This is a genomic window from Ferruginibacter sp. HRS2-29, assembly GCF_024343615.1.
Taxonomy (GTDB): domain Bacteria; phylum Bacteroidota; class Bacteroidia; order Chitinophagales; family Chitinophagaceae; genus Ferruginibacter.
This window is the reverse complement of record NZ_RJUB01000021.1, coordinates 1-24,341: the sequence shown is the minus strand read 5'-3', so window position 1 is coordinate 24,341 and position 24,341 is coordinate 1. Positions and strand designations below refer to the sequence as shown.

General features: G+C 40.5%; 25 protein-coding genes and 1 pseudogene. 6 read left to right on the top strand and 20 right to left on the bottom strand.

The window, feature by feature from the left end; all coding sequences use genetic code 11:
- Positions 1-135 precede the first annotated feature (135 nt).
- Positions 136-981 carry a rhomboid family intramembrane serine protease gene (locus EGI32_RS08740; RefSeq protein ID WP_255155012.1) on the bottom strand — a complete coding sequence of 282 codons (846 nt, stop codon included), beginning with the start codon at positions 979-981 and terminating at the stop codon, positions 136-138.
- A 184-nt stretch (positions 982-1,165) separates the two neighbouring features.
- Positions 1,166-2,251, bottom strand: a complete 1,086-nt coding sequence (locus EGI32_RS08735; protein ID WP_255155011.1) for a sialidase family protein — start codon at positions 2,249-2,251, stop codon at positions 1,166-1,168.
- Between the two features lie 195 nt (positions 2,252-2,446).
- Between EGI32_RS08735 and EGI32_RS08730 the strand changes: the two genes are divergently transcribed.
- On the top strand, positions 2,447-3,256 hold the full coding sequence (locus EGI32_RS08730) for a helix-turn-helix domain-containing protein (protein WP_255155010.1): 810 nt from the start codon (positions 2,447-2,449) through the stop codon (positions 3,254-3,256).
- 150 nt (positions 3,257-3,406) lie between these two features.
- On the opposite strand, the gene EGI32_RS08725 is transcribed toward EGI32_RS08730, so the two are convergent.
- The 16 genes from EGI32_RS08725 to EGI32_RS21305 form a co-directional block, all read right to left on the bottom strand.
- Entirely contained in the window at positions 3,407-4,462 is a 1,056-nt protein-coding gene (locus EGI32_RS08725) for an alpha/beta hydrolase (protein ID WP_255155009.1), read from the bottom strand.
- A gap of 574 nt (positions 4,463-5,036) precedes the next feature.
- Positions 5,037-6,146 (bottom strand): VIT1/CCC1 transporter family protein, encoded by a 1,110-nt coding sequence (locus EGI32_RS08720; RefSeq protein WP_255155008.1) that lies wholly within the window; start codon positions 6,144-6,146, stop codon positions 5,037-5,039.
- A 94-nt stretch (positions 6,147-6,240) separates the two neighbouring features.
- Positions 6,241-6,732, bottom strand: a complete 492-nt coding sequence (locus EGI32_RS08715; RefSeq protein ID WP_255155007.1) for a hypothetical protein — start codon at positions 6,730-6,732, stop codon at positions 6,241-6,243.
- An 11-nt stretch (positions 6,733-6,743) separates the two neighbouring features.
- Positions 6,744-7,544 (bottom strand): rubrerythrin family protein, encoded by an 801-nt coding sequence (locus tag EGI32_RS08710; RefSeq protein WP_255155006.1) that lies wholly within the window; start codon positions 7,542-7,544, stop codon positions 6,744-6,746.
- A 91-nt stretch (positions 7,545-7,635) separates the two neighbouring features.
- Positions 7,636-9,009: a cell wall metabolism sensor histidine kinase WalK gene (locus tag EGI32_RS08705; protein ID WP_255155005.1), complete on the bottom strand. Its 1,374-nt coding sequence runs from the start codon at positions 9,007-9,009 to the stop codon at positions 7,636-7,638.
- Positions 9,009-9,683 carry a response regulator transcription factor gene (locus EGI32_RS08700; protein WP_255155004.1) on the bottom strand — a complete coding sequence of 225 codons (675 nt, stop codon included), beginning with the start codon at positions 9,681-9,683 and terminating at the stop codon, positions 9,009-9,011. Before EGI32_RS08700 ends, EGI32_RS08705 begins: the two co-directional genes overlap by 1 nt.
- 51 nt (positions 9,684-9,734) lie before the next feature.
- Positions 9,735-10,040 (bottom strand): hypothetical protein, encoded by a 306-nt coding sequence (locus EGI32_RS08695; protein WP_255155003.1) that lies wholly within the window; start codon positions 10,038-10,040, stop codon positions 9,735-9,737.
- The gene (locus EGI32_RS21310; RefSeq protein WP_369681643.1) at positions 10,025-10,156 is read right to left on the bottom strand and encodes a hypothetical protein; all 132 of its coding nucleotides are present in this window, start codon (positions 10,154-10,156) and stop codon (positions 10,025-10,027) included. The genes EGI32_RS08695 and EGI32_RS21310 overlap by 16 nt, the downstream gene beginning before the upstream one ends.
- A gap of 188 nt (positions 10,157-10,344) precedes the next feature.
- The gene (locus tag EGI32_RS08690) at positions 10,345-11,046 is read right to left on the bottom strand and encodes a hypothetical protein (protein ID WP_255155002.1); all 702 of its coding nucleotides are present in this window, start codon (positions 11,044-11,046) and stop codon (positions 10,345-10,347) included.
- Between the two features lie 387 nt (positions 11,047-11,433).
- A complete protein-coding gene (locus EGI32_RS08685) occupies positions 11,434-11,847 on the bottom strand; it encodes a hypothetical protein (RefSeq protein ID WP_255155001.1) in 414 nt (137 codons plus the stop codon).
- A gap of 346 nt (positions 11,848-12,193) precedes the next feature.
- Positions 12,194-12,925, bottom strand: coding sequence for a hypothetical protein (locus EGI32_RS08680; protein ID WP_255155000.1), 732 nt, complete (start codon positions 12,923-12,925; stop codon positions 12,194-12,196).
- A 16-nt stretch (positions 12,926-12,941) separates the two neighbouring features.
- The gene (locus EGI32_RS08675) at positions 12,942-13,874 is read right to left on the bottom strand and encodes a RimK family alpha-L-glutamate ligase (RefSeq protein ID WP_255154999.1); all 933 of its coding nucleotides are present in this window, start codon (positions 13,872-13,874) and stop codon (positions 12,942-12,944) included.
- Positions 13,874-14,077: a hypothetical protein gene (locus tag EGI32_RS08670; RefSeq protein ID WP_255154998.1), complete on the bottom strand. Its 204-nt coding sequence runs from the start codon at positions 14,075-14,077 to the stop codon at positions 13,874-13,876. Before EGI32_RS08670 ends, EGI32_RS08675 begins: the two co-directional genes overlap by 1 nt.
- A gap of 12 nt (positions 14,078-14,089) precedes the next feature.
- Positions 14,090-14,293 (bottom strand): hypothetical protein, encoded by a 204-nt coding sequence (locus EGI32_RS08665; RefSeq protein WP_255154997.1) that lies wholly within the window; start codon positions 14,291-14,293, stop codon positions 14,090-14,092.
- A 351-nt stretch (positions 14,294-14,644) separates the two neighbouring features.
- Positions 14,645-15,100: a GNAT family N-acetyltransferase gene (locus EGI32_RS08660; RefSeq protein ID WP_255154996.1), complete on the bottom strand. Its 456-nt coding sequence runs from the start codon at positions 15,098-15,100 to the stop codon at positions 14,645-14,647.
- A 181-nt stretch (positions 15,101-15,281) separates the two neighbouring features.
- Positions 15,282-15,488 (bottom strand): tyrosine-type recombinase/integrase, encoded by a 207-nt coding sequence (locus EGI32_RS21305; RefSeq protein ID WP_369681642.1) that lies wholly within the window; start codon positions 15,486-15,488, stop codon positions 15,282-15,284.
- Between the two features lie 365 nt (positions 15,489-15,853).
- Between EGI32_RS21305 and EGI32_RS08650 the strand changes: the two genes are divergently transcribed.
- Together EGI32_RS08650 and EGI32_RS08645 are read left to right on the top strand one after the other, a co-directional pair.
- Positions 15,854-16,525, top strand: a complete 672-nt coding sequence (locus EGI32_RS08650; RefSeq protein WP_255154994.1) for a helix-turn-helix transcriptional regulator — start codon at positions 15,854-15,856, stop codon at positions 16,523-16,525.
- 112 nt (positions 16,526-16,637) lie between these two features.
- Positions 16,638-17,057 (top strand): clan AA aspartic protease, encoded by a 420-nt coding sequence (locus EGI32_RS08645; RefSeq protein WP_255154993.1) that lies wholly within the window; start codon positions 16,638-16,640, stop codon positions 17,055-17,057.
- Positions 17,058-17,304: 247 nt separating this feature from the next.
- Here EGI32_RS08645 and lon read toward each other — a convergent pair whose 3' ends face one another.
- Positions 17,305-19,704 carry an endopeptidase La gene (lon, locus tag EGI32_RS08640; RefSeq protein ID WP_255154992.1) on the bottom strand — a complete coding sequence of 800 codons (2,400 nt, stop codon included), beginning with the start codon at positions 19,702-19,704 and terminating at the stop codon, positions 17,305-17,307.
- A gap of 454 nt (positions 19,705-20,158) precedes the next feature.
- Between lon and EGI32_RS08635 the strand changes: the two genes are divergently transcribed.
- From EGI32_RS08635 to miaA, 3 genes are all read left to right on the top strand, one after another.
- A complete protein-coding gene (locus EGI32_RS08635; protein WP_255154991.1) occupies positions 20,159-21,574 on the top strand; it encodes a CCA tRNA nucleotidyltransferase in 1,416 nt (471 codons plus the stop codon).
- Positions 21,575-21,718: 144 nt separating this feature from the next.
- Positions 21,719-22,294: a plasmid pRiA4b ORF-3 family protein gene (locus EGI32_RS08630; RefSeq protein ID WP_255154990.1), complete on the top strand. Its 576-nt coding sequence runs from the start codon at positions 21,719-21,721 to the stop codon at positions 22,292-22,294.
- A gap of 261 nt (positions 22,295-22,555) precedes the next feature.
- A complete protein-coding gene (gene miaA, locus EGI32_RS08625) occupies positions 22,556-23,443 on the top strand; it encodes a tRNA (adenosine(37)-N6)-dimethylallyltransferase MiaA (protein ID WP_255154989.1) in 888 nt (295 codons plus the stop codon).
- Between the two features lie 259 nt (positions 23,444-23,702).
- Here the strand turns inward: miaA and EGI32_RS08620 are convergent.
- Positions 23,703-24,341, bottom strand: a pseudogene (locus EGI32_RS08620) (aromatic hydrocarbon degradation protein); the annotation flags it as partial.

Below are 24,341 nucleotides of genomic sequence, written 5' to 3'. Positions count from 1 at the left end.
TCAAGGTCAATAAATACTTAGTGGCACCTGAATAAAGTATTTGATCTCACATTTGAACAGTTTTTGTGAAGTACAATATTATCGGAAATATCTTATTTTACAGGTATCTGTTATATCAAAAAGCCGGGCTGTTTTTCATAGTACTTTTTCTGAATATTGCTTAAGTCTCTCTTTTTCTTTCCTGCTCAAACTCTCCATCCCTTTCTTAGTTATCTTGTCCAATATCCTGTCAATTTCCTTCTGTTGATTATTTTTTTCTTCGTTGTATTTGTGATCAATCGAATAATGATCCTGGTGTGTCCTGAAGTAAAAATTATCAACGAATAAAATGTGCGGTCGTGTCGCGATCAGGTAAATGAAAGCAAGTGTGGGAACTGCAATGATTAAAATTGTACGGTAATTTTCTGCAAAAGCAGCAGGCTGAATCAGCAAGGCTGCCAACATGCCGACCAATGCTCCACCCAGGTGAGCTTCATAGCCGATGTTGTCTTTTTTTGACTTAATGCCATAAATTGATAACAACACATACAGGATCCCATACAACCACGCGGGGATAAAAACCGGGATCCCGAAAAAACTGATATCCATTCCCGGGAACAATGCAATGGATGCAAAGATCACCCCGCATACGGCGCCTGATGCTCCGACAGCATTATAATCTCCATGGTTCCTGTGCACGAATAAAGACAGCAGGTCGCCGCCGATCAGGCTCACGAAATAGATGATCAGAAATTTTGTTCCTCCGAGGTAAGATTCGATAAGTCCGCTGAAAGCGTAAAGACTTATCATGTTGAAGATAAGATGTGTCCACCCCACATGCAAAAAGCCTGACGTGATAAGCCGTTTATAATCCTTATTAATGAGTATCCTGTCTACTTCAAACTTATATCCGTCGAAGAATGTCTGGTTGGTAAAGCCTTTGTAAGAGAAGGCAACATTCGCGATAACCAATAGGAGGGTGATAATTCCGGTGTCTGTCATCAGGGCATTTTTTCAATACTACAATTTAGCGACTAATTGTTTCAAAGCTTCTTTTAAAGCCGGGATATTTGTACAAAGCCAGCATAAAGAAACAACCTACTGCATTTTTAATTTTTGATTATCGACCCACCCAACCTGATATAACGCTTTTACCTTCGGGCATGCCCAAACATTGTAAAACGCTTTAGCATCCTGTATTTCCGGGGATGGCATAGATTACGTTCCCTGAAAAAGACAGATTGAAGACTTTACCTTTTAAAGCAGGAAGCAACAGTTTCCATGTGGTTCCCTTGTCTGAAGATCTGAAAATGCCTTCAGGATGGGCACAAAAGAAGTTTTCACCAACCTGGATAATTGAAGTCATGAACATTTGCGGACGAGGACGATCATTCCAGGTCTGCCATATTAAATCAGCAAAAGCTTTGTCCTGATGACCGGCATCAATGTACTGCCAGGTTTTACCGCCATCGTAGGATGTCCTTAACCTCCTGGTATCCGATGCTGAAACGGAAGTAATAGCGGCAAATCCACCTTTGACCTGTTTTACATCCCAGGTTATACCATCCTCATCGGTCACCAGCGCCCAGTTCTCACCGTTATCGGTCGATCTTATGATCCTTCGCTTACTGGTCGACACCAGTACGCCATCCGACTCAGCCAGATTTCCTGCCCAGCCTCCCGCATAGACATGTTTCCAGGTTTTTCCGCTGTTGGTAGTTTTAAAAAGGCCCTTGTCGGTGCCGATGAAAATCGCACCTCCGGCAGTCTCAAAAACGCCGCGTATCCGGGGTTCTGAAAAATGGTCGAATATCGGCGACCATACACCCGTTCCGTTCGTTTTTTTCAAGTTTACCCCCCAGTATTTACTGGCAGCTATCCCGGACTTACCGTTGGCAAAGCTGCTATGTTCCGCAGGGAAGATCTCTCTGGCCCAAAAAGGAGCTGTGGCATCTGGTGTACTGAGGTAGAGTTCGTTCCCAACCCGTAAAAAAAGCCCTTTATTATCTGCAAAGAAGCTATTTCCGCGGATGCTATCTTCACTCAGATTTTCCGGTAGCCCTTTGCTGATATCCTCCCAGGTTTGTCCGCCATTTGTGGATCTGAAAACGATGTCTGCAGTCCCGGGCCTATCCATTTTGTGAGTTTGCAGGCTATCGGGGAGCAGGGATGCCTGTACAAATTCCGGCGCCTGGTTGCAGGAAAGGAGGTTAAACAGGAGTCCCGCAATGATCGGGATGTATAGCACAAAAGAAAATCCGGAGGTTTTCATGACTATAATTGATGGGGTGAAATAATAGAATAAAGCTATCGGTTGTCAATTGGTCCGCGGCTTTTTTATAGTAAAAAGTTGTAAAGCATGTGTAAAACGTTTGTAAACCCACTGAAAGCGGAGGTTTAATAGGTTATTTTTGCCTCCATGAAGCCATTTATTCTCTTCGCATGCTCAATCACTATAATTGCTATTTTGATCCCTGCTGTTGCATTTGTCAATAAAAAGGATGGTATCCCTGAAAAGCATGTAGAAGTGGTATTACGTGACCTGGGGCATCAACTTTTGCTTACCGCTAAAGATTCTTCATCACGGGTGCTGCCGGTGAAGAAATTGAAGGAAAATATTTACCAGGTATCCTTTAAGAACGACTTCCGTTTTATTTCAGACTCACTCATCAATTTGGTTCAACGAACATTTCAAAAAAATGCCCTGGCAAACGATTATATAGTGAGCCTGAGAAATTGTAAAGAAAATGAAACAGTCTTTGCATTCGAAATAAACAGCCGGACAGGTGATTTAACACCTTGCCGGGGCCGTACACTGGACGTTGGTTGTTATGTGATTGAAATTGAGCTTTTGAAGAAAAATAAGTTTAATTTCTTTTGGTTATTGCTGCTGATCGTTCCTTTGGCGCTTGTTGCTTTTTATGTAAAAAACGGGTTCAGGAAAAAAGAAGCTAAAGCCCCCATGTTCGATAATAGTGACCATATACAATTAGGAAATTTCAGGTTTTATGCAGCCGATAATGTTCTTAAAGCTGAGCATACGACGATTTCGCTTTCGGAAAAAGAAACAAAAGCGCTGAAAATATTTGCAGAAAACATCGATCAGGTAGTAGAAAGGGAAAAATTGATGAAAGAGATCTGGGAAGATGAAGGGGTAGTGGTGATCAGTAGAAATGTGGATGTCCTGGTGTCTAAATTACGTAAGAAATTAAGCGATGATAGTTCCTTGAAATTTATTAACGTACATGGCAGGGGGTATAAATTTGTTATTGAGTAGATACAATTGTTGATTAAAGTTCCGTCAGCGCCATATTGCCGATGCAGCCTTTTTTTTCGTTTTGATTTTTTCTATGTGCTTATTTGATTTGCTTAAATGTCCGGCCCCACTATTGGAAATACGAATGTCGTGCGTTCGCCCTGTTTCTTTTTAATTACAATTTACGATCCTTGGATTATTTGAAGATCCACATTGAAAAGAATATTTGCTTTGTGGATATAGTGGCACCGGATTGTCGGTTACTACCAGTGGCGATAGTACTTGTCCGTTATAACTAGGCATTGTTATTTGTTCTGCTGAACCATTTCCCAATGCTACATTTTTGGCTGCCGGGTTTCCATTAAAACTATAGTCAATCATGGCATCAAGCAGCCTGTAAATTCCATAATAGTCATAAGCATCGTAAGACGATTGTGTATTTGGTAAATTATGTTCGGCAGTGTAGGTAAAGCCTGGTAAAACAGATTTTTTGATCAGGATGAAATCTTTTTCAGAATTTGCAATATTAATATTCCTGAACATGTCAATCGCCATTCGATGGTCGTTCGTTACATCATCATCATATACCTCGGTAATCAATTTGGTGTTTGCCGGAAAACTTTGTAATTCGGCCTGTGTAATCTGGTAAGAATACCATTGTGCCATGGCAAAAATAAAGCGTCCGTTTTCACCCCAGCCTTCATCTACAAAAGCCCGGTGGGCCAACGCGAAGGATGCACCACCGCCAAATGAATGTCCCATAAAACCAACTTTCGTCGTATTAATTATATTGGGATAATCGGTTGCAGCCTTTTTAAAACTTTGCCATAAGGTATTATACCTTTCATCGATTGTTACGCCTGTGGTTGGATAAGGTGCAAAAACCACCACATACCCTTTTTTAGCAATGAACTCATATAAGCCTATATTGTAAGCACTTTCTTCACCACCATAAGGATGGGAATAAAATATCGTGGGTTTTGGTGAAGTGATACCCTGCGGGTAAAATATTTCAACATTTTTGCCACTGTATAACGGACTTGGGAAAGTGACTTTGGCAACGGTATAACTGCCATCGGAACCGTATCCTGTGAGTGGCCGTGAAATTGGGCCTGCCAGATCATCATCTACATAAACAGGAGGTTGAACGGGTTGGTTTTTATCCTCTTTGGAGCAGGAAACGAACGTAAAAAGCAAGAAAGTTAGAATTGGTGTTAAAGACTTCATTTTAAGATTTACGGACTCAGACAGCTTTTTAGGCAAATAGTTTAATCTGATCTTTTTGGAGGTGCATAAAAGATTTAATGTGGAATCTTTATTTCGTCTTTCGCCCTTTGAAAATACTTTTGCGGTAGCTGTTAATGGTGTCAATAAACTTAAGCTAACTGCCCATTTATCCGAGGATTACCCAACCCAGGAATATTTTGTCAACATAATTGTGGAGAATAGCCAAGCAGACAACAAATGGCAGCTTTTCCCACTCTGACTGTTTTTCAAGTGCAGCAATTTTTTTAGTAAATCATCCTGTGGCACTTCCTTTTTGGGAGCTCTTTTTTATCCGGATCATTCATCTCCCGAATGTAATGTTTTACCTGTTTATAAGTTCGGGGAACATCGTGAATACCCGGGTAAATCTGCACCCGTTTACAAATAGTAGTACGGTTGATGCCATACTTGCCTTGAGTTTACGATACCCGCAGCCTTGCTTCAGGTGCTCTAAAATAATCAGTTCTTTCAAGCCCATAATGGTTGATTTTTAGTCAACCTGTTTCAGCACGGGGCATACATATATTCGATAACATTATCCCGTCAATGAAACCCCAATCAATTTACCAATACCAAATGTTATAGCTGCTGCAATCAAACCAAATATTACCTGTCGGAAACCAGAGAACCAGATACTTTTACCTGTAAACAAGGTGATAGCCGTGCCAATTAAAAATAAACCTGCTGCACTACTGATAACACTGATAATTATTGCAGTAATGCCACTTGTAAACATAAAAGGAATCACTGGTATTACTGCACCAATAGCAAAAAGTATAAAAGAATAAACAGCAGCTTCCATAGCAGAGCCTTTCAGTTCTTCTGCATTGATGCCCAATTCTTCTTTAACCAATATTTCATGTGCATGATTTTTATCCAGCATAATTTCAGCCGCCATTGCATTCGCCTGGTCTTCCGGTATGCCTTTGGCAATATAAATTAATGCCAGCTCTTTTTGTTCTCCTTCGGGATTTGTTTCCAGTTCATCCATTTCCAACTGCATCTGGTTTTCATGCAATTCCTGTGAACTTTTAACAGAAATCCATTCACCTAAAGCCATTGATAATGCACCAGCTAATAGCCCTGCAACACCAGCTAACAAAACACCTGAACCGCCTGCGGTTGCCCCGGCAATCCCCATCACCAAACTAAAATTAGAAACCAACCCGTCATTTCCACCCAGTACTGCAGCCCTTAATGCATTGCCACCAACAGAGCGGTGCCTGCTTTCAAATTTTGCCACATTACTTCCTGTAACTTTAGATTCATTTTCTAAAAGTGAACGCAGGATTTTTACATGATTGGTTTCGCTGCCAGTAATAGGTAGCTTGTTTTTATTTTTGGCATTAATAACGGCAGAGGAAATACTTTTTTCAGTATCCATCAATACTCCTAACACATAATCATAACCAAAAACTTTGCCGATAGTATTAAGCGCCTTTGCCCGGAATGATGGTGGTGGAAATTCTGTAATTGAATCTGGAAGCATTTTTGAAAAAAATGCTTCCGCATGACTTTTTTCAATAGCACTCATTTGCCTGAAAACATTTGCAACCGTTTCATCTGTTTCGGCATCTGCCAATTTATTGTACAGAAAGCAAGCATCTACTTCTGTTTGAAGGTTTTTAGTTGAAAGAGTAGCCATTATTTAATTATTGATTTTAAAATGTAAAATGAATCCCTCAATCTTAAGAAGGATTCATTTTGTGATATCTGAATATTAAAACTGGGCTGTGTTGTTAATCATTATCCTTTTCTCCCCCTTCGGCACTACCATTGCTTTGTATGGCACCGTTGGTAATTTCAGTGTGTCTTATCTGTCCGCCAAGGTAGCCTGTTCTGGCAACCAATCCAAAACTTACAAGCGAAATAATAAGGACCACTATGGATGTTGATTTTATCAACGAATTTTTAAAACGGCTTACTGCCAAGGCAATTATTGACATGGCCCCTAATGCAATCAAACTAATCAAAGCATACATCGCAGCATCTTCATGCAGCTCTATCATATTTTCTGATACACCTTGAATATTTTCTACTGCTTCTTCGGCACCTTCACCTGTAAAATAAGCTATACCTGCACCAATTGCCGAAATAATGAAAATAAAATATGCCGCATTTTTTGTTTGGTTACTTTTTACCCAAAGTCCATACCCCAATACAAGGGCACCCAATATAGAACCGAAAACCGGAAGATGTGTGATAAGCAAATGCAAATGTACCTGGCTCATAGTTATAAATTTTAAAGTGAAGTAATTTTTATGAATTTCTCACCGCTTGTCATTGAAATTCCACAACGGGCAGGTGCTGTTGTTTCGTAAGTATTGCCACAGGTAGGGCAAACATAAAACACTGTCGGCAAGGATTTTACTGTATTGTTTTGCAAAGCAGTTAATGCTGCTTCATAAAACACTTTATGCTTTTTCTCTGTTTTATAAGCATAGTTTAAACTAATCATGGCTAATTGATTACCGGCTTCGTTGGCAGCCGTTAAAAAATCAGGATACATAGTTGTCGCCTCGTAAGTTTCCCCTGTAACTGCATCCTGTAAATTTTCTTTAGTCGTTTTAACAGTAAACTCAGGTTTGATAACCGGAACACTTACTCCAGATTCCTGCAATACAGCTTTATGATTCCTGGCATGAATATTTTCTGCGGTTGAGGCTGCCTTAAACAGCAAAGCAATCTGATGGTATCCTTCCTGCTCAGCTTTTTTTGAATACGCGGCATACTTTGCACCGGCAGTTGTTTTACCTTTGAAAGCAGCTTGCATGTTTTCTGTATTTTTTGCATTTGCATCAGTGTTGGTTACATAACTTGCAGGTTTCGCAATAGCAGTCTTTTCATCTTTTTCATTCTCTTCTGCTTCGTTCTCCTTTCCTTCATTTTCACCACTTTCTTTTGTTGCCTTTTGGGTGGCTGTGTCTGCATTATTCTGTACTGGGGCTTTCATTGCAGCATCTGTATTATTGCTGCCACAAGAAGCAAGAAAAATACTTCCTGCGGCTAATATTGTTACCGGGATAATCAATAGCTTTTTCATTTTACTTTGTTTTATATGTTTTTTGAATAATTTATAAAACAAAGGTGCTATTACAGCCCTTTAATCTGCCTTTGCAGTTTCTTAAGATTGGCTAAAGATTATGTAGAAATTTCAGAGAAAATGTAGTGCTATCCAAAGTACTGCTAACAGCGATTGTAATATGTTGCAGGTCTGCCAGTTTTTTTACAATGGCAAGCCCCAAACCGTTGCCTGGTACCATGGAATTTCTTGAATTATCGGTACGATAAAACCGGTTAAATAATAGCGGTAATTGTTGTTGCGTAATTCCTGTGCCGTCATTTGTAATAGATAGGGTATGAGTGTCATTAACCCAATTAAAACTAATTTTTCCATTAACAACACCGTATTTTATAGCGTTACTAACGAGATTATCTATGATTACAGAAAAGAAAGAATTGTCTGCAAGTATCGAAACGGATTCAGCAACAGATATACTTACAAGCATTCCTTTCTGCTGAATTTGCTTGTCGAATTTTAATTCGGCTTCTTTCAGTATTTTATATAGATTAAGTTGTTCCTTTTTTACCGAACCAGATTCAAGACGGGCAAGCTGCAAAAGTTGGTCGAGCAAGTGATTAAGCCTGTCTGTTTGATTAATTACTTCTTTTATTTTTTCTTCATACTGCTCAGGCTCTCTTTTTTTGCGAAGCAATACTTCCAGCGTACCACGAATGGCGGCGAGCGGTGTCCTTATTTCATGTGAAGCATCGGCGGTAAATTGTTTTTGTTGCTGAATACTGCTGTCTATCCTGGTCAGTAATTCATTAATTGTACTTGCTAGCTGGTATATCTCATCTTCATTTTCTGGCAATGGTAACCGGGTGTCTATGTTTGAATCAGTAATGCCTGAAGCGGCACGAATTATCTGATTAACTGGTGCTATAGCTTTAGAAGCTGCAAAATAGATAACCCAATAAAGTACCATTAAAAGAATTGGAAAAGAAATGCATAGGGTAATAAGCAGATTGTTCAATACATAGTATGACTCCTGTTGAGAAACACCAACGGTTAATTGACCGATAATTTTTCCATCGTCGTTTTTAATAGGAAATTGTCCAAGCCGAAGTCTTTGTTTATCAATCTGGGTATTATAGAAATATCCTTTTTCGTTGCTTGGGTTAAATAAAAAATGATTCGATTGTAAGTTAGCCGATTTGAATATCATCTTATCCTTGTTATCAACTATTTGAATAAAAGTTGGATTGACTTCTACTTTCTTATGTTCAGCTTCTTCCCATTCGGGCATTTTGTTGATGATGATACTATCAGCTTTCCAGTCAAGGGTGTTTAATATTTCTTCTTTTTCAAGTAAAATATCGCTATCAAGATGGCGGTAAGAACTTGCATGTACAACTAAATAGATAATAACAAATACTATAGCTGTTGTAATTGCTACAGCAAGTGTATTAAAAAGTGCAATACGTTTTTTAAAACTAAGTTTCATTAATTATCATTTACACGGTAACCTACACCACGAATGGTTTGAATGAATGATTCCCTATCTTTTGTATCTAACTTTTTTCGTAGTGCATTTATAAATACATCAATAACAGAAGTGTCTTTGTCAAAATGTATGTCCCATATTTTTTCAATAATTCTTGTACGTCTGCATACCTTCCCTTTATTCCGCAGCAGGTATTCTAATAATGCAAATTCTTTTTGGGTGAGTTCAACGGCTTGCCCGTTTTTTGTAACCTGGTGAGCTTCTGCATTCAATAGTATGTTCCCGGATTCAAAAATATTTTGCTCCCCTGTTTTATTCCGCAGCAGCACCCTTATACGGGCTAATAATTCTTCAAATGCAAAGGGTTTTTTTAAATAATCATTGGCTCCGGCGTCTAATCCAAAAACAGTATCATCAACTGTATCTTTAGCAGTTAAAAAAATAACAGGGATTGCTTTGTTTTCTTTCCGGATATTTCTGCAGATTTCTATACCGCTAACGCCGGGCATCATCCAGTCCAGCAGTATAATATCATACTCCTTCAAATTAGTCATTGCCATCTCAAGAGCTTCTCTGCCATTGGTAGCTAAATCAACTGCAAAGCCTTCTTCTTCTAAGCCCTCTTTTACAAAGCCTGCAATTGCTGTTTCGTCTTCTGCTAAAAAAATTCTCATGTTGTTAAGATAAAGAAAAATTACCCGTTGTACTTATTTCTCAACGGGGCTTTAAAAATCCGGAAAAGCAAGTTCTACACCTGCACCGTGTTTGTATACTAATTGTCCTCCTGAATATCCTGTTCTGGCAATACTGCCTGTCACTCCGGTAAAAAGTAAAACGCCAATAATTCTTAGCCAACCTTTGTTGAATTTCAGGAAATAAATCCTTCCATACAGCAAAGTAGTAATAATGGTTAGCCACAACGAAATTATGGCTGCTTGCTCATGTAGTTCCATTGCCTTGTTTAATGGACCTTCCTTCATTCCTTCTCCGGCAGCATTACCCGCAGGATAAGATACTACGGTACCCAGCATACCTGGTACGAGTAAGTAAAAGGCTGATTGAAAAAAAAATCTTTTTTATAAAAGTAGCTTTTCACTTCAAATAAAAATGCCACCATTAATAAAGCGATGGGGAAGTGAACTGCCATTGCATGCAGATGTGTTGAGAAAATCATAATTGTATTTTTTTACAAAGATGATGTGACGTTATTTTGGAATGGCTTAGTCCTTTCTTAAGGTTAGCTTAAGAAGACTCAATAAAAGGTACAACAATTAACGGGCGGTTGGTGGGCATGGCGTGTTTTGTTATGCACAGGCTTCATTTGGAATTCTTTTATTAAAGCTTATGCTCTATTAGTTTTTTTCTGAACAATTCAAAATCCTTTTCAGGAAAAACCTTTGAAAGTAAGTTGTAGGATATTTTTAGTTGGCTTAACTCTTTAGAATATCTTGAAACTTCATTCGGATCAGCAAACAACATTTGCCAATTTTCACAAGCCATTAATTCTACACAACTACTTAAATATTCTCTGAAAGTTAAATTAAGATGAATTAAGTGCTCATCGTGAAATAAATAGATTTCATTTTCAAAAATTTCTTTTGTAGAATCTTTTTGATAATTGATGCATCCAAATTGATACTTTACTGCAGTCTTATCAAAAATTCTTAAGTTTTTGATAATATCATAATCTTTGTTGTCTTTTTCTACTAAATCAGTAAGCCATGGGGCTTCTTCTAAAAATCCTCTGGGATGGTTAAATGAATATGAGCCACGAATATTTTCATTTTCGAAGGAACCTTTATACTGCATCATATTGCCCCAAGTGGTTTCTATCAATTCTTTGAAGGAATCATCCAGACCAAAGGTAAATTGAGGGTATTCATCTCCGTCTTCTCCATTTAATACTATAAGTTGAATGTTAAGATGAGATTGAATTAAATCTTCATTATCATCATGCCTTGCGTATATATCAAATAGTTCATTATTGCCTAATTCGTTTTTTAAGTCTTTGAACTGGTTAGCTAAATTATAAATCATCCTTTTTATAAATATTGTTTAAATGGAATTGGATAACTGGCTTTGTGAAATAGTTAATCATTATCTGTTCCACTGGCTTGTGCATAATACGGCGATTTGCTAAGTAAATTGCCTTTTTTTTATTTCGTAAATACGCTGTTGGGCGTAGTGTATTAAGAAAGTTTTTAAACAATTAAAGAGTGTATTTCGCCCAACGTGCCAGGGCTTAGCGAAGTTAGGTATTTTACAATTGTCCGCCCATAACCGCTGGTGGTTGAAAATTTAAAGTTGAATTTAAGAACAAAAGCTCATAGATATTCGACTGACCGAACTGAAGCTGGGATTTGCAATCAGAGAAGTTACAATGTGGAGCCAAACTTGCATGAAACCCAATGAATATGCCGTTTTTCAATGAGCTATTAAAGTTAAAGTCTCGCAATTCACTCTTATTAGTCTTTCACTTTCAAAAGAGAAAATTATGTCGTCGTTTTCATTCGGAATTTCTCTTTCAATAAGTCCATAATCCTCTTCTCGAAAATCATTGTCGAAGAATGTTATTCCGGAAAGACAAGAATCATCTTTTATAAATTCGGGATTAGCGTCAATTTGTTTAAGAAAATTATAATTGTCAAGAATGAAATAAAGATTATGATATTCTGTATTTATAGCCCAGTCACCGGTTGATTTTCTAAAATGAAGAGAAATTCGCTTATCTGATATTTCTGTATCTGCAGATATAAAGTCAAAGTTATTGTGTAAGTCAAGTTCTATACCATTATACTCTATCTCTATGAATGAAATAATTTTAAAGTTTGTCTTCATTTGCTACTTAATTGTTTTTCCAGCTCGTTAAGCTTCTCTAAAAACTCCTCTTCTTCCATATTGAATAGTTTAGGATTGTGCTCTCCGGTCTTTGTTATTGAAATAATAAGTTGCCCAAATCGAAAATCCGGATTGTTCGTCCACAATGTTCAATTTTTTCTAAGAGTGTTTTGATTCGTTTCGGGGCTCTCATAAATGGCATATCACGTTTTGCAGATTTTCGATGGCGGGATTTTAACACGAATGTTGATGTGGATCACAAAACTTTCGGCTACCACTAAACTGTCTGCGGAACACGAAACCCCGCCTATTGCAAATGTGCTGTTAGCAGCTCTTATTTCTTTTCTTATTTGTCAATTTTTAAATTTTTTATGTCGTATTTCAACTCAAAAGTGTAAGGTATTTTCACGTCAATTGAGTCGTTTATTTTTATTTTTATTTCCTTGTTTATTGGATATGTGTCTTTGGTTTTATTTTGTTTAGATAAGTAACTAACGAAAATTGTCATTATAAAAAAAGAAACAAACAAAATAATTCCGTTTCTGATTAAGGTAAATGATGCGTAGGTATAGTTTGATAATTGAATATTGATTAAATCATTTTGCTGTTTGCTTTTAATCAATTCTTTGAGAAAATCAATATCGTTTTTTTTTGCGGTTAATTTGTAGTTGACATCGGTTATTTCTATTGCAGTTTGGATGACATGAAATTTTCTAATGTTTAATGTTTGTAATGCCCTGATTGTCCCTAAAACAAAATATAAAATACTTACACCCAAAAGTATTAAAGCAATAGTTTGAGGAACATTTATTTCAAGGCTGTTAAGATAAGTCAACGAGAAAGTAATTGCTGTAATTGATACTGTAATGATGAATAAAAGAGATTTGGCTTTATCTTCAATTATTTTTTTTCTGTCGTGTTGTTCTTTTATGTCTGCCTTAACCTGTTCAATGTAATCTTTTTCTTGTCCTGCTGTAATTGCGGTTAAATCAACGTCAAAGTTGTGCTGTTTGTCATAGTTTTTAGCAACAATCTTGTTTGCGTGTGTAGCATAAAACCCAGGGAAAATATGCTGCAATATGAAGTATTTTATATTATACATTATTTAACGACTTTACAATTAGTTTGTCAAAATTATATCCTGTATTTTTTTGTAACCAAGACCATTCGCCTGTTGCATTTATTTCAATGAAATAGTAATCGTTGTTATGAATAACCAAGTCAATAGCACCAAAATTCAAGTTGAGTTTTTTTGTGTAGTTAATACAAAAGTCGTTAACTTCTTTTGGTAGCTCAAATATGGAATAGGTTAGTTCGTCTTTGAATCTTCTCCAATCTTCATTAATTTCTTTATCGCTTGTAATCTTTATTGCAACTACGTCGTTTTCTACAACGGTAACTCTGATGTCAGTTTTAGGAACTAAACCTTGTTGAATAAAAAATGGTGAAGTGTATTTCACTTCTTCCAATTCGTTCTTTTTGTAAATTTCAGTATATACAAAACCTTCGTTTTCTCCACTACTAACAATAGCTGTGTCTATTGATTTTATTGCTTGAAATTCAAAGTCCGAATTTTGTGTAACATTTGAAACAGTTGTCTTAGGTATTTTAATTCCTAATTTGTTTGCAATAAATAATTGATATGGTTTTATCTCTGCTTTGTATATGTCAGTCGGATTGTTTAGCCACTTTACATTTTCAAATACACACAAAGAACGGACGAAAGCTGCCCATTGCGTTCTAATTAACTGTTCATCTTCCGAAAGCCCTTCTTGGAAAATGTCTCTTAAAAATGTTGGGGCACGGTAATAAATAGATTTTAGATGTTCCGTAGAAATTGTAAAAGAATAACCGTTGTATGTTGCTTTTAATTCAGGTTTGATAGGGTCGAAGTCAATCGTGTAGTCTTTTAACTCATCACGATTAATTCTTATGAAGTCAATGCCTTGATTGGCTAATTCAACGGCAATAAAGTCCGTCGAAAAATCGAAACGATTTGATATTAGCAACACTTTTGGAAACTTCATTATTGTCCTTTTTGGTCTTCGCCTGTTTCAACGTCTTCTTTTTTTGTCCCCAATGCTTTGAAGTCTTTCTCAAAAATTAGAAATGACTTATCAATGTTGTTGACCCACGCACCAACCAAACTGTCAAACGAAAACCCCTTTGGGGCTTCAATTTTTTTTCTCTGTTTGTATTTCAGAGCTTTTTGTAATAAGATGTGTTTCATAATTTTTGTTTTTTATTGTCCTTTATTGTCTTCGCCTGTTTCAACGTCTAATTTCTTTGTTCCTTGAGCTTTGAAGTCGTCTGCAAAAATCAATGGTAGTTTGCTGGTGATGTTAAACCACGCACCTAAGATAGAATTATAAACATAGTCCTTTGGCGGATTTATGTCTTTACGTTTTCTGTATTCAAATGCTCTGTTTAAAAGTATATGTTTCATTGTCGTATGTATGTCATTTTATAATAGCTACTAACGAACAGGGTTTTATGCAGGTTGGGAATTAGAATTCCGTCTGCCCAAACCGCTGCTGATTAAATATTTTGATGAAGTTAAAAACTAATGTTGAACAATGTTTGTCAAGCCCCGAACCAAAGCCTGACTTTGCAATTTGCTGAAGCTTAGTTTGTCAAGCCCAACTTGTATAAAATCCCCATGTTGGTAGCAGTACTGTCAAGACCAACTGAATTTAGTATCGATTGTCAGTTATTCTTTGTCAATTAGCTGTGTTTCGCTGATTGCCGTCCGGATTTTGTAAAATGCTTGTTGCTTTGTACAGTATTGCCTGCCGTATTATTCTGTCAAACTAATTCTATATGTGAAAAAATCTGTTTCGGGTTCTAACTTCTTAAAACCTACTTGTTCGTATAAACTTTGTGCAGTATAGTTGTCAACTGCTGTTGATAGTTCAACGAATTTTGCACCATTTTGTCGGGCAAAGTCCAGTACGGTCTTAATTAGGTTTTCGCCAATTCCTTTTTTTCTATAATCTACGTCAACATAAAGGTCGTTAAGTATCCAATTTTTTATAGCTCTGGCAGAAGAATATTTCGGATATAGCTGGGTAAATCCTATTGGTCTGTCTAAGTCAAGAGTTACGAAGATTATAGATTCGTTGTTGTCAAGTCTTTCCTGAATAAATTTCTTAGCAGTTTCTAAATCTGATTGTTGCTTGTAAAACACTCTGTATTTGTCAAACAAATCAAAAACCAAATGTCCCTGTGTCTTGTCTATTCTTATTGTCGTCATATGAAATTCCTTAAAGTCTAGCTGTTGAATTTGGTTATGTCGCACCGTATGGCAGGCAACTCATAAATATACGAAACTCCATCACCTTCATCCTTTTTCGTAAATATTCACAAGCGATTAATAATATTCAAGTTATAAAGATTTACGCAATAAAACTTACGCCGTTATGGATTTCGGCAATCTACCCAAGTATGTCTTTACCAAGGTCCGGTTTATCCAGCGGGCTGACAATATTCAGTAGATCCCGGTTGGTGACATGCAGGTACCTAAGCGTTGTCTTTATGTCGTTGTGCCCCAGCAGTTTCATCACCAGGATAATGTCGGTGCCGTTATTGAGCAGGTGAGTGGCAAAGCTATGCCGCAGGGCATGTATGCTACCGGGTTTTATAATGCCGGCGCGTTTCTTACCTGCCTGCAGCGCCAGTTGAAGGCTGCGGGTGCTGTTTCACCAGCATTCCGGCGTTTTGCGGGGCCTTGTACTTTAGCCAGATTTTTGCTGATAGGGGATAGCCGTTTTTATACGGCTACCGGCTAAACCCATGGAAGTCCACAAAAAGTCCACAAATGCCTGAGTTCACCTGCTTTTTGGTCGTTTTTGGCCAAAAGTCCACAAACTTAAGTGTTTGCAAAACAACCAATTGTGTGTGGACCTCCACGGTGGACCTGTTGGAAGTCCACAAAAAAAGTTCACAAATTTTTTTTCAGATTTTTTTCAGATATTTAGTGGAGGCTATCCACCCTAAACCCTCCCTTATGATCTATAATTTAAAAGCTTATCGCCTGGCATACGGGTTCACGCAGCTGCAGATGGCGGAAATGCTGGGGCTTTCCAAAAGCGCTGTTTCTATGATTGAAACCGGCAGGCGCCCGTTGCCCGAAGGGGCCAATCGCCTGCTGATACAACTTCAAAACAAATCAGGTGAGAATAACGGCCAGCATTTGCAGGCTGCTCACGAAGAATTTTTCCACGATCTCACCAGTCAGCATCGCGAGACCTCCGGCGACTATATTACAATTTATTGTGGCGACCTCAAGGCCGAAATGCACCGGCTGAACAAGCAGATCCAGGCCTGGACGCAAAAGTTCAACGAGGCAGGACGTGTACTGATGAAAGTGCAGTTTATGTTATTTAACATGCGCAGGGCTAATTCGCTCTCAACCTATACCTACGACAACTACATGGTAGAAAAGATGGCGGCCGAAAAGCAGCTGAAGGAAGTATTCAAACAGAAACCCGAACTCGCCATGATCCGGATCGAAGGAATTAAAAAAGAATTGGAGGCAGCCCAAAAGCTGTTGGGCAAACGCCATCGCTTCCCGGTTCTGGACGAAGTGACCAATTATTACGTATTCAAGAATAAACCAGAGCTTCCTTCACCTGATCCCGATAATCCGCTTTTGCCGGAGGGAGACCAGCAAAGTTGAAGGTCAACCGGTGATGATCACCTGTTTTTTGAAGGGAAAAAAGCAACTATTTAAGAGGAAAACAACTCCGGTTTTTTATCTTTCGGATGGGCAAACCGGGTAATTTTGAAGCATGGGAATTATTTATGCCGATATAGAATTGATAAACGCTATCGACCTGGGAATGGCGAAACGCCACCAGATAGGCCATGATGAAGTGAAACGCATGAACGTAAATATGCTGGTGGATACAGGCAGCGTATATATGTGTATCAATGAAACCATTCAGGAACAACTCCAGCTTTCAATTGTCGAAAAAAGGAAGGGGCAACTGGCGGATGGCAGCGTAGTGGAATACGATATCGCCGGGCCGATAGAAGTAAGGTTTAAAAACAGGAGGTGCGTGGTAGATGCGATGGTATTACCTGGGGATAATGAATTGTTGTTAGGTGCGATTCCTCTTGAAGATATGGATGTTGTGATTCATCCATATCGGCGTGAATTGGTCGTAAATCCTGAACATCCATATTTTGCACAGATGAAGATGAAATAAACAGCAGATAAAACATAGTGTTTTATAGCCCGGGCAGGATTGCTTTATCCGCAAACTGCCAGGCTATTTCTAAAAACTCATATTATTCGTGCATTCGTGGCTTCAGCCCTTTACCCCAAAAAAATTCCCCCGGAAGAATCCGCGGGAATTTCTTTTAACCCTTAAAACAACCAACATGAAATTAGTTGCGATAGTATAGGTAAATACGCTTTTTTCAGGCAAATGGTTCGCTGCCGCGGAAAAAATATTATGTGAGCGCCAGGTCAAGCACCTGTAGCATGTTTTTAACGTAGTGGAATTTAATGCCTTTGATAAAATGCGGGTTGATTTCCTCCACATCTTTCTCATTCTGCCAGCACATGATGATCTCCTTGATACCCGAACGTTTGGCAGCCAGCACTTTTTCCTTGATGCCGCCAACCGGCAGCACCTGCCCGCGAAGGGTGATCTCTCCCGTCATCGCCAGGTAAGGCCGTATCTTTCGTTCGCTGAAAGCGCTTGCCAGGGCCGTCATCATAGTGATACCGGCGCTTGGGCCGTCTTTCGGCGTGGCGCCTTCCGGCACATGGATATGCACATTCTTTTTGCTGAAAATATCCGGTGCCAGCCCCGCTTTTTTAGCATTGGCCTTCAACCAGCTGAACGCGGTACTGGCGCTTTCTTTCATCACATTGCCGAGGTTGCCCGTAAGTGTAAGGTCGCCCTTGCCATCGGTGAGCTGGGTTTCGATGAATAAGATATCCCCGCCAACATAGGTCCAGGCCAGGCCCACGGCCACCCCGGGCATATTGGCCATTTTGTATAACTCGTTGCTGTAGCGGCTCTTGCCCAATATTTTTTCCACATCATGATTGGTGATGGTGGGTTTGAGCTTGCCTTTCATCACCAGCTCTTTCGCCTGGTAGCGCATGATGCTCGCCAGCTGGCGATCCAGTTCCCTTACACCACTTTCCCTGGTATATTCCGTGATGGTCTTTTCGATCACCGCATCACTCATCTTGAAACTGGTAGGTTTCAGCCCGTGCATTTCTTTCTGCTTCGGGATGAGGTGACGGCGGGCGATTTCCACCTTTTCTTCTACGGCATAACCGCTCAGGTCGATGATCTCAAGCCTGTCGCGGAGGGCAGGCTGTATCTGGCTGAGGTTGTTGGCCGTAGCGATGAACAATACTTTGCTCAGGTCGTATTCCAGTTCGAGGTAATTATCGTAGAACGTATTGTTTTGTTCCGGATCCAGTACTTCCAGCAATGCGCTTGATGGGTCGCCACGCTGGTCGGAGCCCACTTTATCGATCTCATCGAGGATCATCACAGGGTTGCTGCTTTTTACCTTGCGGATCGATTGGATGATACGGCCCGGCATAGCGCCGATATAGGTTTTGCGGTGCCCGCGGATCTCACTTTCATCATGCAATCCGCCAAGGCTTACGCGGACATATTTACGGCTGATGGCCGCGGCGATGCTTTTACCCAGGCTGGTCTTACCGATACCCGGGGGACCGATAAAACAAAGGATCGGGCTTTTCATGTCGCCTTTCAGCTTCAATACCGCCAGGTATTCCAGAATACGTTCTTTTATCTTGTTCATGCCGTAATGGTCATGATCGAGTACTTTTTTGGCTTTTTTCAGGTCGTAAGAGTCCTGGGTATATTCTTCCCAGGGCAGATCCAGCATCAGGTCCAGGTGATTGTACACCACGGAATAATCCGGCGTGGAAGGGTGCATACGCTCCAGTTTTTCCAATCCTTTGGTAAACATATCCTTCGCCGCGCTGCTCCATTTTTTGCCTTCGGCTTTCTTCTGCATTTCCTTCACTTCGGCCATATTATCGCCACCCAGCTCATCTTTGATGGCTTTCATCTGCTGCTGCAGAAAGTATTCACGCTGTTGCTTGTCGAGCTCCGCACGGGTCTTGTTCGTCACTTTATTCTTCAGTTCTGCATATTGCAGCTCGGTATGCATGAGGTTCATCAGCAGCTCGGCACGGGCTTTAATATTGCTGATCTCCAGCAATTGCTGTTTCTGCTTGATATCGCTGTTGAGGTTGCTGCTCACAAAATGAATGAGGAACGAGGGGTTTTCGATATTCTTCAAAATGATACCCGCTTCGCTTGGAAGGTTGGGCGAAAGGCCGATGATCTGGGCTGCCAGGTCTTTGATACTGCCCACGAGGGCGTCAAAATCCGGATCGCCTTTGATGGTCTCTTCCTCCAGGATCTTCACTTTTGCCTTAAAATAAGGCTCCTGCACGGTGATCTCTTCAATCTTGAAACGTTTGCGGCCCTGGATGATGATGGTAGTGCCGCCATCGGGCATTTTGATGAGTTTGACCAGTTTGGCAACCGTCCCGATATTTTCCAGGTCGCTCACCGTCGGTTCTTCAATGTTACTGTCTTTTTGCGCTACCACACCTATCACTTTGTCAGCCTTGTAAGCATCGGTAACGGCCTTTATGCTCTTGTCCCTGCCCACGGTGATCGGGATCACAACGCCGGGAAAAAGTACGGTATTTCTCAGTGGAAGCAGCGGCAGATCGTCGGGAAGTACCAATTCTTCTGAACTTCCATCCTCATCATCATTCAGCGGAATAATGGGCATGAATTCCATTTCTTCCTCATTTCCCTGCATATAAAATTTTTTCTCCATAGTGTTTTATTAGTTCGCCATAATGGCAAAAGTAATGCGTAATGCTGGTATTTTTTAGTGGATGAGTAATAGGACAATATTAATGCCGGATTCAATTAGAAATTACGAATTACTAATTACGAATGTTGAATTGCGGGAGAAAGGGTGCCAATTATGGGTAAATGAAGTCGAATTATGGAGATATTGGATTTATTGAAAGCAGGATAGTGATCACAGATTTCAGGTGGATGAAGGGGATTACACAGATTGTTTCACAGGCGTGAAACCGAAATGCAGGTCGTAAGAGATTACATTTTATTACTTCAGGCAACATATAGGCGGGCGCATTTAATTTTGCGGAGCAAAATAATCTGTGTAATCCCCTTCATCCACCTGAAATCCGTGATCCCCGATTCCGCTTCATTCATTCGTAATTCGTAATTCCTCATTCGTAATTCTCTTACTTTTGCGTTTTATGGATATCAATTGCACGGATAAAGAACTTTCAATATTTGATACGATCGCGGCAGCCGCTGCCAGGATTGGGGTAGAGTGTTATGTGATCGGCGGTTTTGTGCGGGATAAGATCCTCGGACGGCCTACCAAAGACATTGATGTGGTGTGCATCGGCGATGGCATTGCCCTGGCGCATGCTACGGCTGGGGCATTGCCCGGTAACCCCACTGTCAATTTTTTCAAAAACTATGGTACGGCCCAGGTAAAGCTCGATTGGGTAGAACTCGAATTTGTAGGCGCCCGTAAGGAAAGTTACAGCCGCGACAGCCGCAACCCCGTGGTGGAGCCGGGTACGCTGGAAGATGATCAGAACCGCCGCGATTTTACGATCAACGCTATGGCTATCAGTTTACAAACGGATACATACGGAAAACTGGTGGATCCGTTCAACGGCATGGGCGATCTCGAAAATAAGGTCATCCGTACACCATTGGCCCCGTCCGAGACTTTCAGCGACGATCCGTTGAGGATGATGCGGGGCATACGTTTTGCCACACAACTCGGTTTTACCATTGAAGCCGCCACGCTGGCGGCGATAGCCGAAAACAAGGACCGCATCAGGATCATCAGCAGGGAACGCATTGCGGATGAACTTAATAAGATATTGCTGAGCAAAAAACCTTCCATCGGGTTCGATCTTTTGTATAAGACAGGCCTGCTGCAACTCATCTTCCCGCAGATGGTGGCGCTGGCAGGAGCCGAATTCATTGATGGGTTAGGACATAAGGATAATTTTTACCACACCTTACAGGTAGTCGATAATATAGCCGGCACCACCGATGACCTTTGGCTGCGCTGGGCCGCGGTATTACATGATATCGCGAAACCGAATACCAAAAAGTTTGAAGAAGGACATGGATGGACGTTTCACGGGCATGAAGTAGTGGGGGGAAGGATGGTGCCGAAAATATTTGCACAGCTGAAGCTGCCGCAGAATGAGAAGATGTTGTTTGTCCGTAAAATGGTAGAACTGCATCTGAGGCCGATCAGCCTTAGCAGGGAGAACATAACGGATGCGGCTATACGCCGGTTGCTGTTTGACGCCGGTGAAGACATCGATTCGCTGATGCTGCTTTGCGAAGCGGATATCACTTCAAAAAATAAGCAGAAAGTAAAACGTTTCCTGGAAAATTTTGAGATCGTGCGCCGCCGCTGCGCCGAAGTGGAGGAGAGTGATCATATCCGCAACTGGCAGCCGCCGATCACCGGCGAGATCATCATGCAGCAATTCAGCCTGCCGCCTTCGAAGCAGGTGGGCATCATCAAGGATGCGATACGCAATGCAATATTGGACGGGGAAATACCGAATGATTATGAAAAGGCGTTTGAGTTTATGATAAAGAAAGGTCAAGAACTTGGGCTCAGGAATGGATAATGGTAAAATGGATAATGGATAATTTTTTCGTTTCAAACTTCTTTCGCTAACGCTACCTCCATACGGTTAAAGTATTTTCTGCTGAATGAACTCATTATCCATTATCAATTTTACCATTATCCATTAATTGACTATTTTTACAATATGGCAATTTTACGATTCAGGACCTATTGGGAAGAAGACGAAAGTATTTACAGGGATGTGGCGATCAGGCATACACAGACCTTCATGGATCTTCATCTGGCAATTTTGAAAAGCTTTGAGTTTGACAATAAACATAAAGCCACTTTTTACCGCAGTAATGATGCATGGCAGCGTGGCCGTGAAATATCGCTCGAAAAATACGATAAAGCATATCGGGTGGATCCGCTCATCATGTCGGAAACGGCTATCGGAACCGAGATAAAAGATCCCAACCAGAAATTCATCTACGAATACGATTTTAATAAGAACTGGCATTTCATGGTGGAACTCATCCAGGTGGATAAGGAAGAAAGCTCCAAGCTGGTATATCCTGTCTGCATCCGTGTGGAAGGATTGGCGCCTTCGCAATATGGCACCAAAGGCCTCGTGGATAAACGACTTGCTGAAATGGAAGAAAAGTACGACCTGCAACCCGATGCGCTACGGGAAGGATTTGGAAATGAAGGGGAGGAAGGAGAAACTACCGATGATGCGGAGGAAACACAGGACGATGCGCAGGAAGAAAACGACTTTTAACAAAAATGGATCTAAGCGGAGATAATAATCACGGATTTCAGATGGATGAAGGGGATTACACAGATTATTTTGCTCCGCAAAATGAAAATGCAGTTTATAAGATTTTGTACTTAAGAAGTAGTTCAAAGTTTTATAAACTGCATTTCAGTTTCCTGCTTGCAGGAAACAATCTGTGCAATCCCCTTCATCCATCTGAAATCCGTGATCTTTTTTTAGCTTCGATCCTGATTCTTAATTTTAATTTTAATTTTTAATTCTTAATTGAAATCCTGTATTATCATCGCCGGCCCCACCGCTTCAGGTAAAACTTCCCTGGCGATCAACATTGCCCGGCATTTCGATACAGAAATAATTTCCGCGGATAGCCGCCAGTGTTATAAAGAGCTGAACATCGGCGTAGCCAGGCCTTCGGAAAAAGAACTCGCGGAAGTGCCTCATTATTTCATCGCTTCACATTCCATACACGAAAGTTTTTCAGCGGCGGATTACGAACGATACGCCCTGGATAAAGTGCAGGAGCTTTTTCAAAAACACGATACTGTTGTAATGGTTGGCGGAACAGGCTTGTACATCAAAGCCTTTTGTGAAGGATTGGATGAAATACCAGCTTCTGATGAAAACATCCGCCAGGACATCATTCGCCAATATGAAGAAAAAGGTATGGGATGGCTGCAGCAAACCATCCAGGAACAGGATCCCGTTTTTTTTGCCCATGGCGAAATACACAATCCGCAGCGGGTGATGCGTGCGCTGGAAGTGAAACTGGCAACGGGTTTGTCGATCACGTCTCTGCGCTCGGGGCAAAAAAAGAAACGCGATTTCCATATCATCAAAGCGGCGATAGAATTGCCGAGGGAAGTGCTGTACGGGCGCATCAATCAACGGGTAGACCAGATGATGGAAGCAGGATTGCTGAAAGAAGCAGAGTCATTATTACCATACAAACAGCTGAATGCCCTGCAGACAGTGGGGTACAAAGAAATTTTCTCATTCCTGGATAATGAGATCAGTTTGCCAAGGGCGATAGAACTCATCCAACAAAATACCAGGCATTATGCCAAGCGGCAGATGACGTGGTTTAAGAAGGATGAAGAGTTTGAATGGGGAACCGCGGAACAGCTCAATGAAAAATTAAAAATTAAAAATTAAGAATTAAGAATTAAGAATTAAGAATTAAGAATGCGGAGAGAGAAGACGAAGAGAAGAGAAGGATCGCAGATTTTAAAGGGATGCAGGGGATTGCACAGATTGTTTCCTGCAGGCAGGAAACTGAAATGCAGTTTATAAGAATTTGGAACTACTTTACAAGATTCAAATTCTTATAACCTGCATTTTAAGTTTTTAGGGAGTAAAAACAATCAGCGCAATCATTTTATCCTTTTAAATCAGCGTTTTTTTTCTTCAGGAATCAAAACTTCCAGCCCAACGTAGCCACCACATTGCTTTGCTGCACCCTTGTAGTGGCAAAAGTGTTATCCTGCCCCGAAAGCACGTAAGGCATGTTCGCATCTTTTGTAAGATGCTGTACATAAGTAAGATCGATGAAGAACCCTTTGTTGCGGTAGCCGAGGCCTCCGCTGGCCAGCATCTTGCTTGCTTTGAAGGGAACATCCCTGTAAGGATCGCCATAGTAAGCAAAACCAAGCCTCGCCATGATGATATTGAATTTCAATTCGCCACCCACCCGAAAGTTGAACGCACCTTTGTAAGCATCTTTGATCACTTCGTTCAGCTGTTTTTTGTAATCTTTGGATAAGGAGGAAGATTCTTTATTGTTGTCGGAAAAACGGGTCCCCTTGTGGTTTACATATTCTACATCCGCAGTGAGAAACCCTTTTTGGCGGGTCACATTTTCTGTTTCCCTGAACACATAAGAAGCGCTCAGCATAGCTTTCCACGGCGACATCTGGAGGTATTTACTTTTGCCGGGCTGACCATTGGTAAAAATTTCAGACGATACATCATATTGGGTCACGTTCCCCGAGGGGCCTTCAATGTCTGTGTGAAGGGTAGTGGTACGTTCGTCCTGCGCCCATATGAAGGAGGG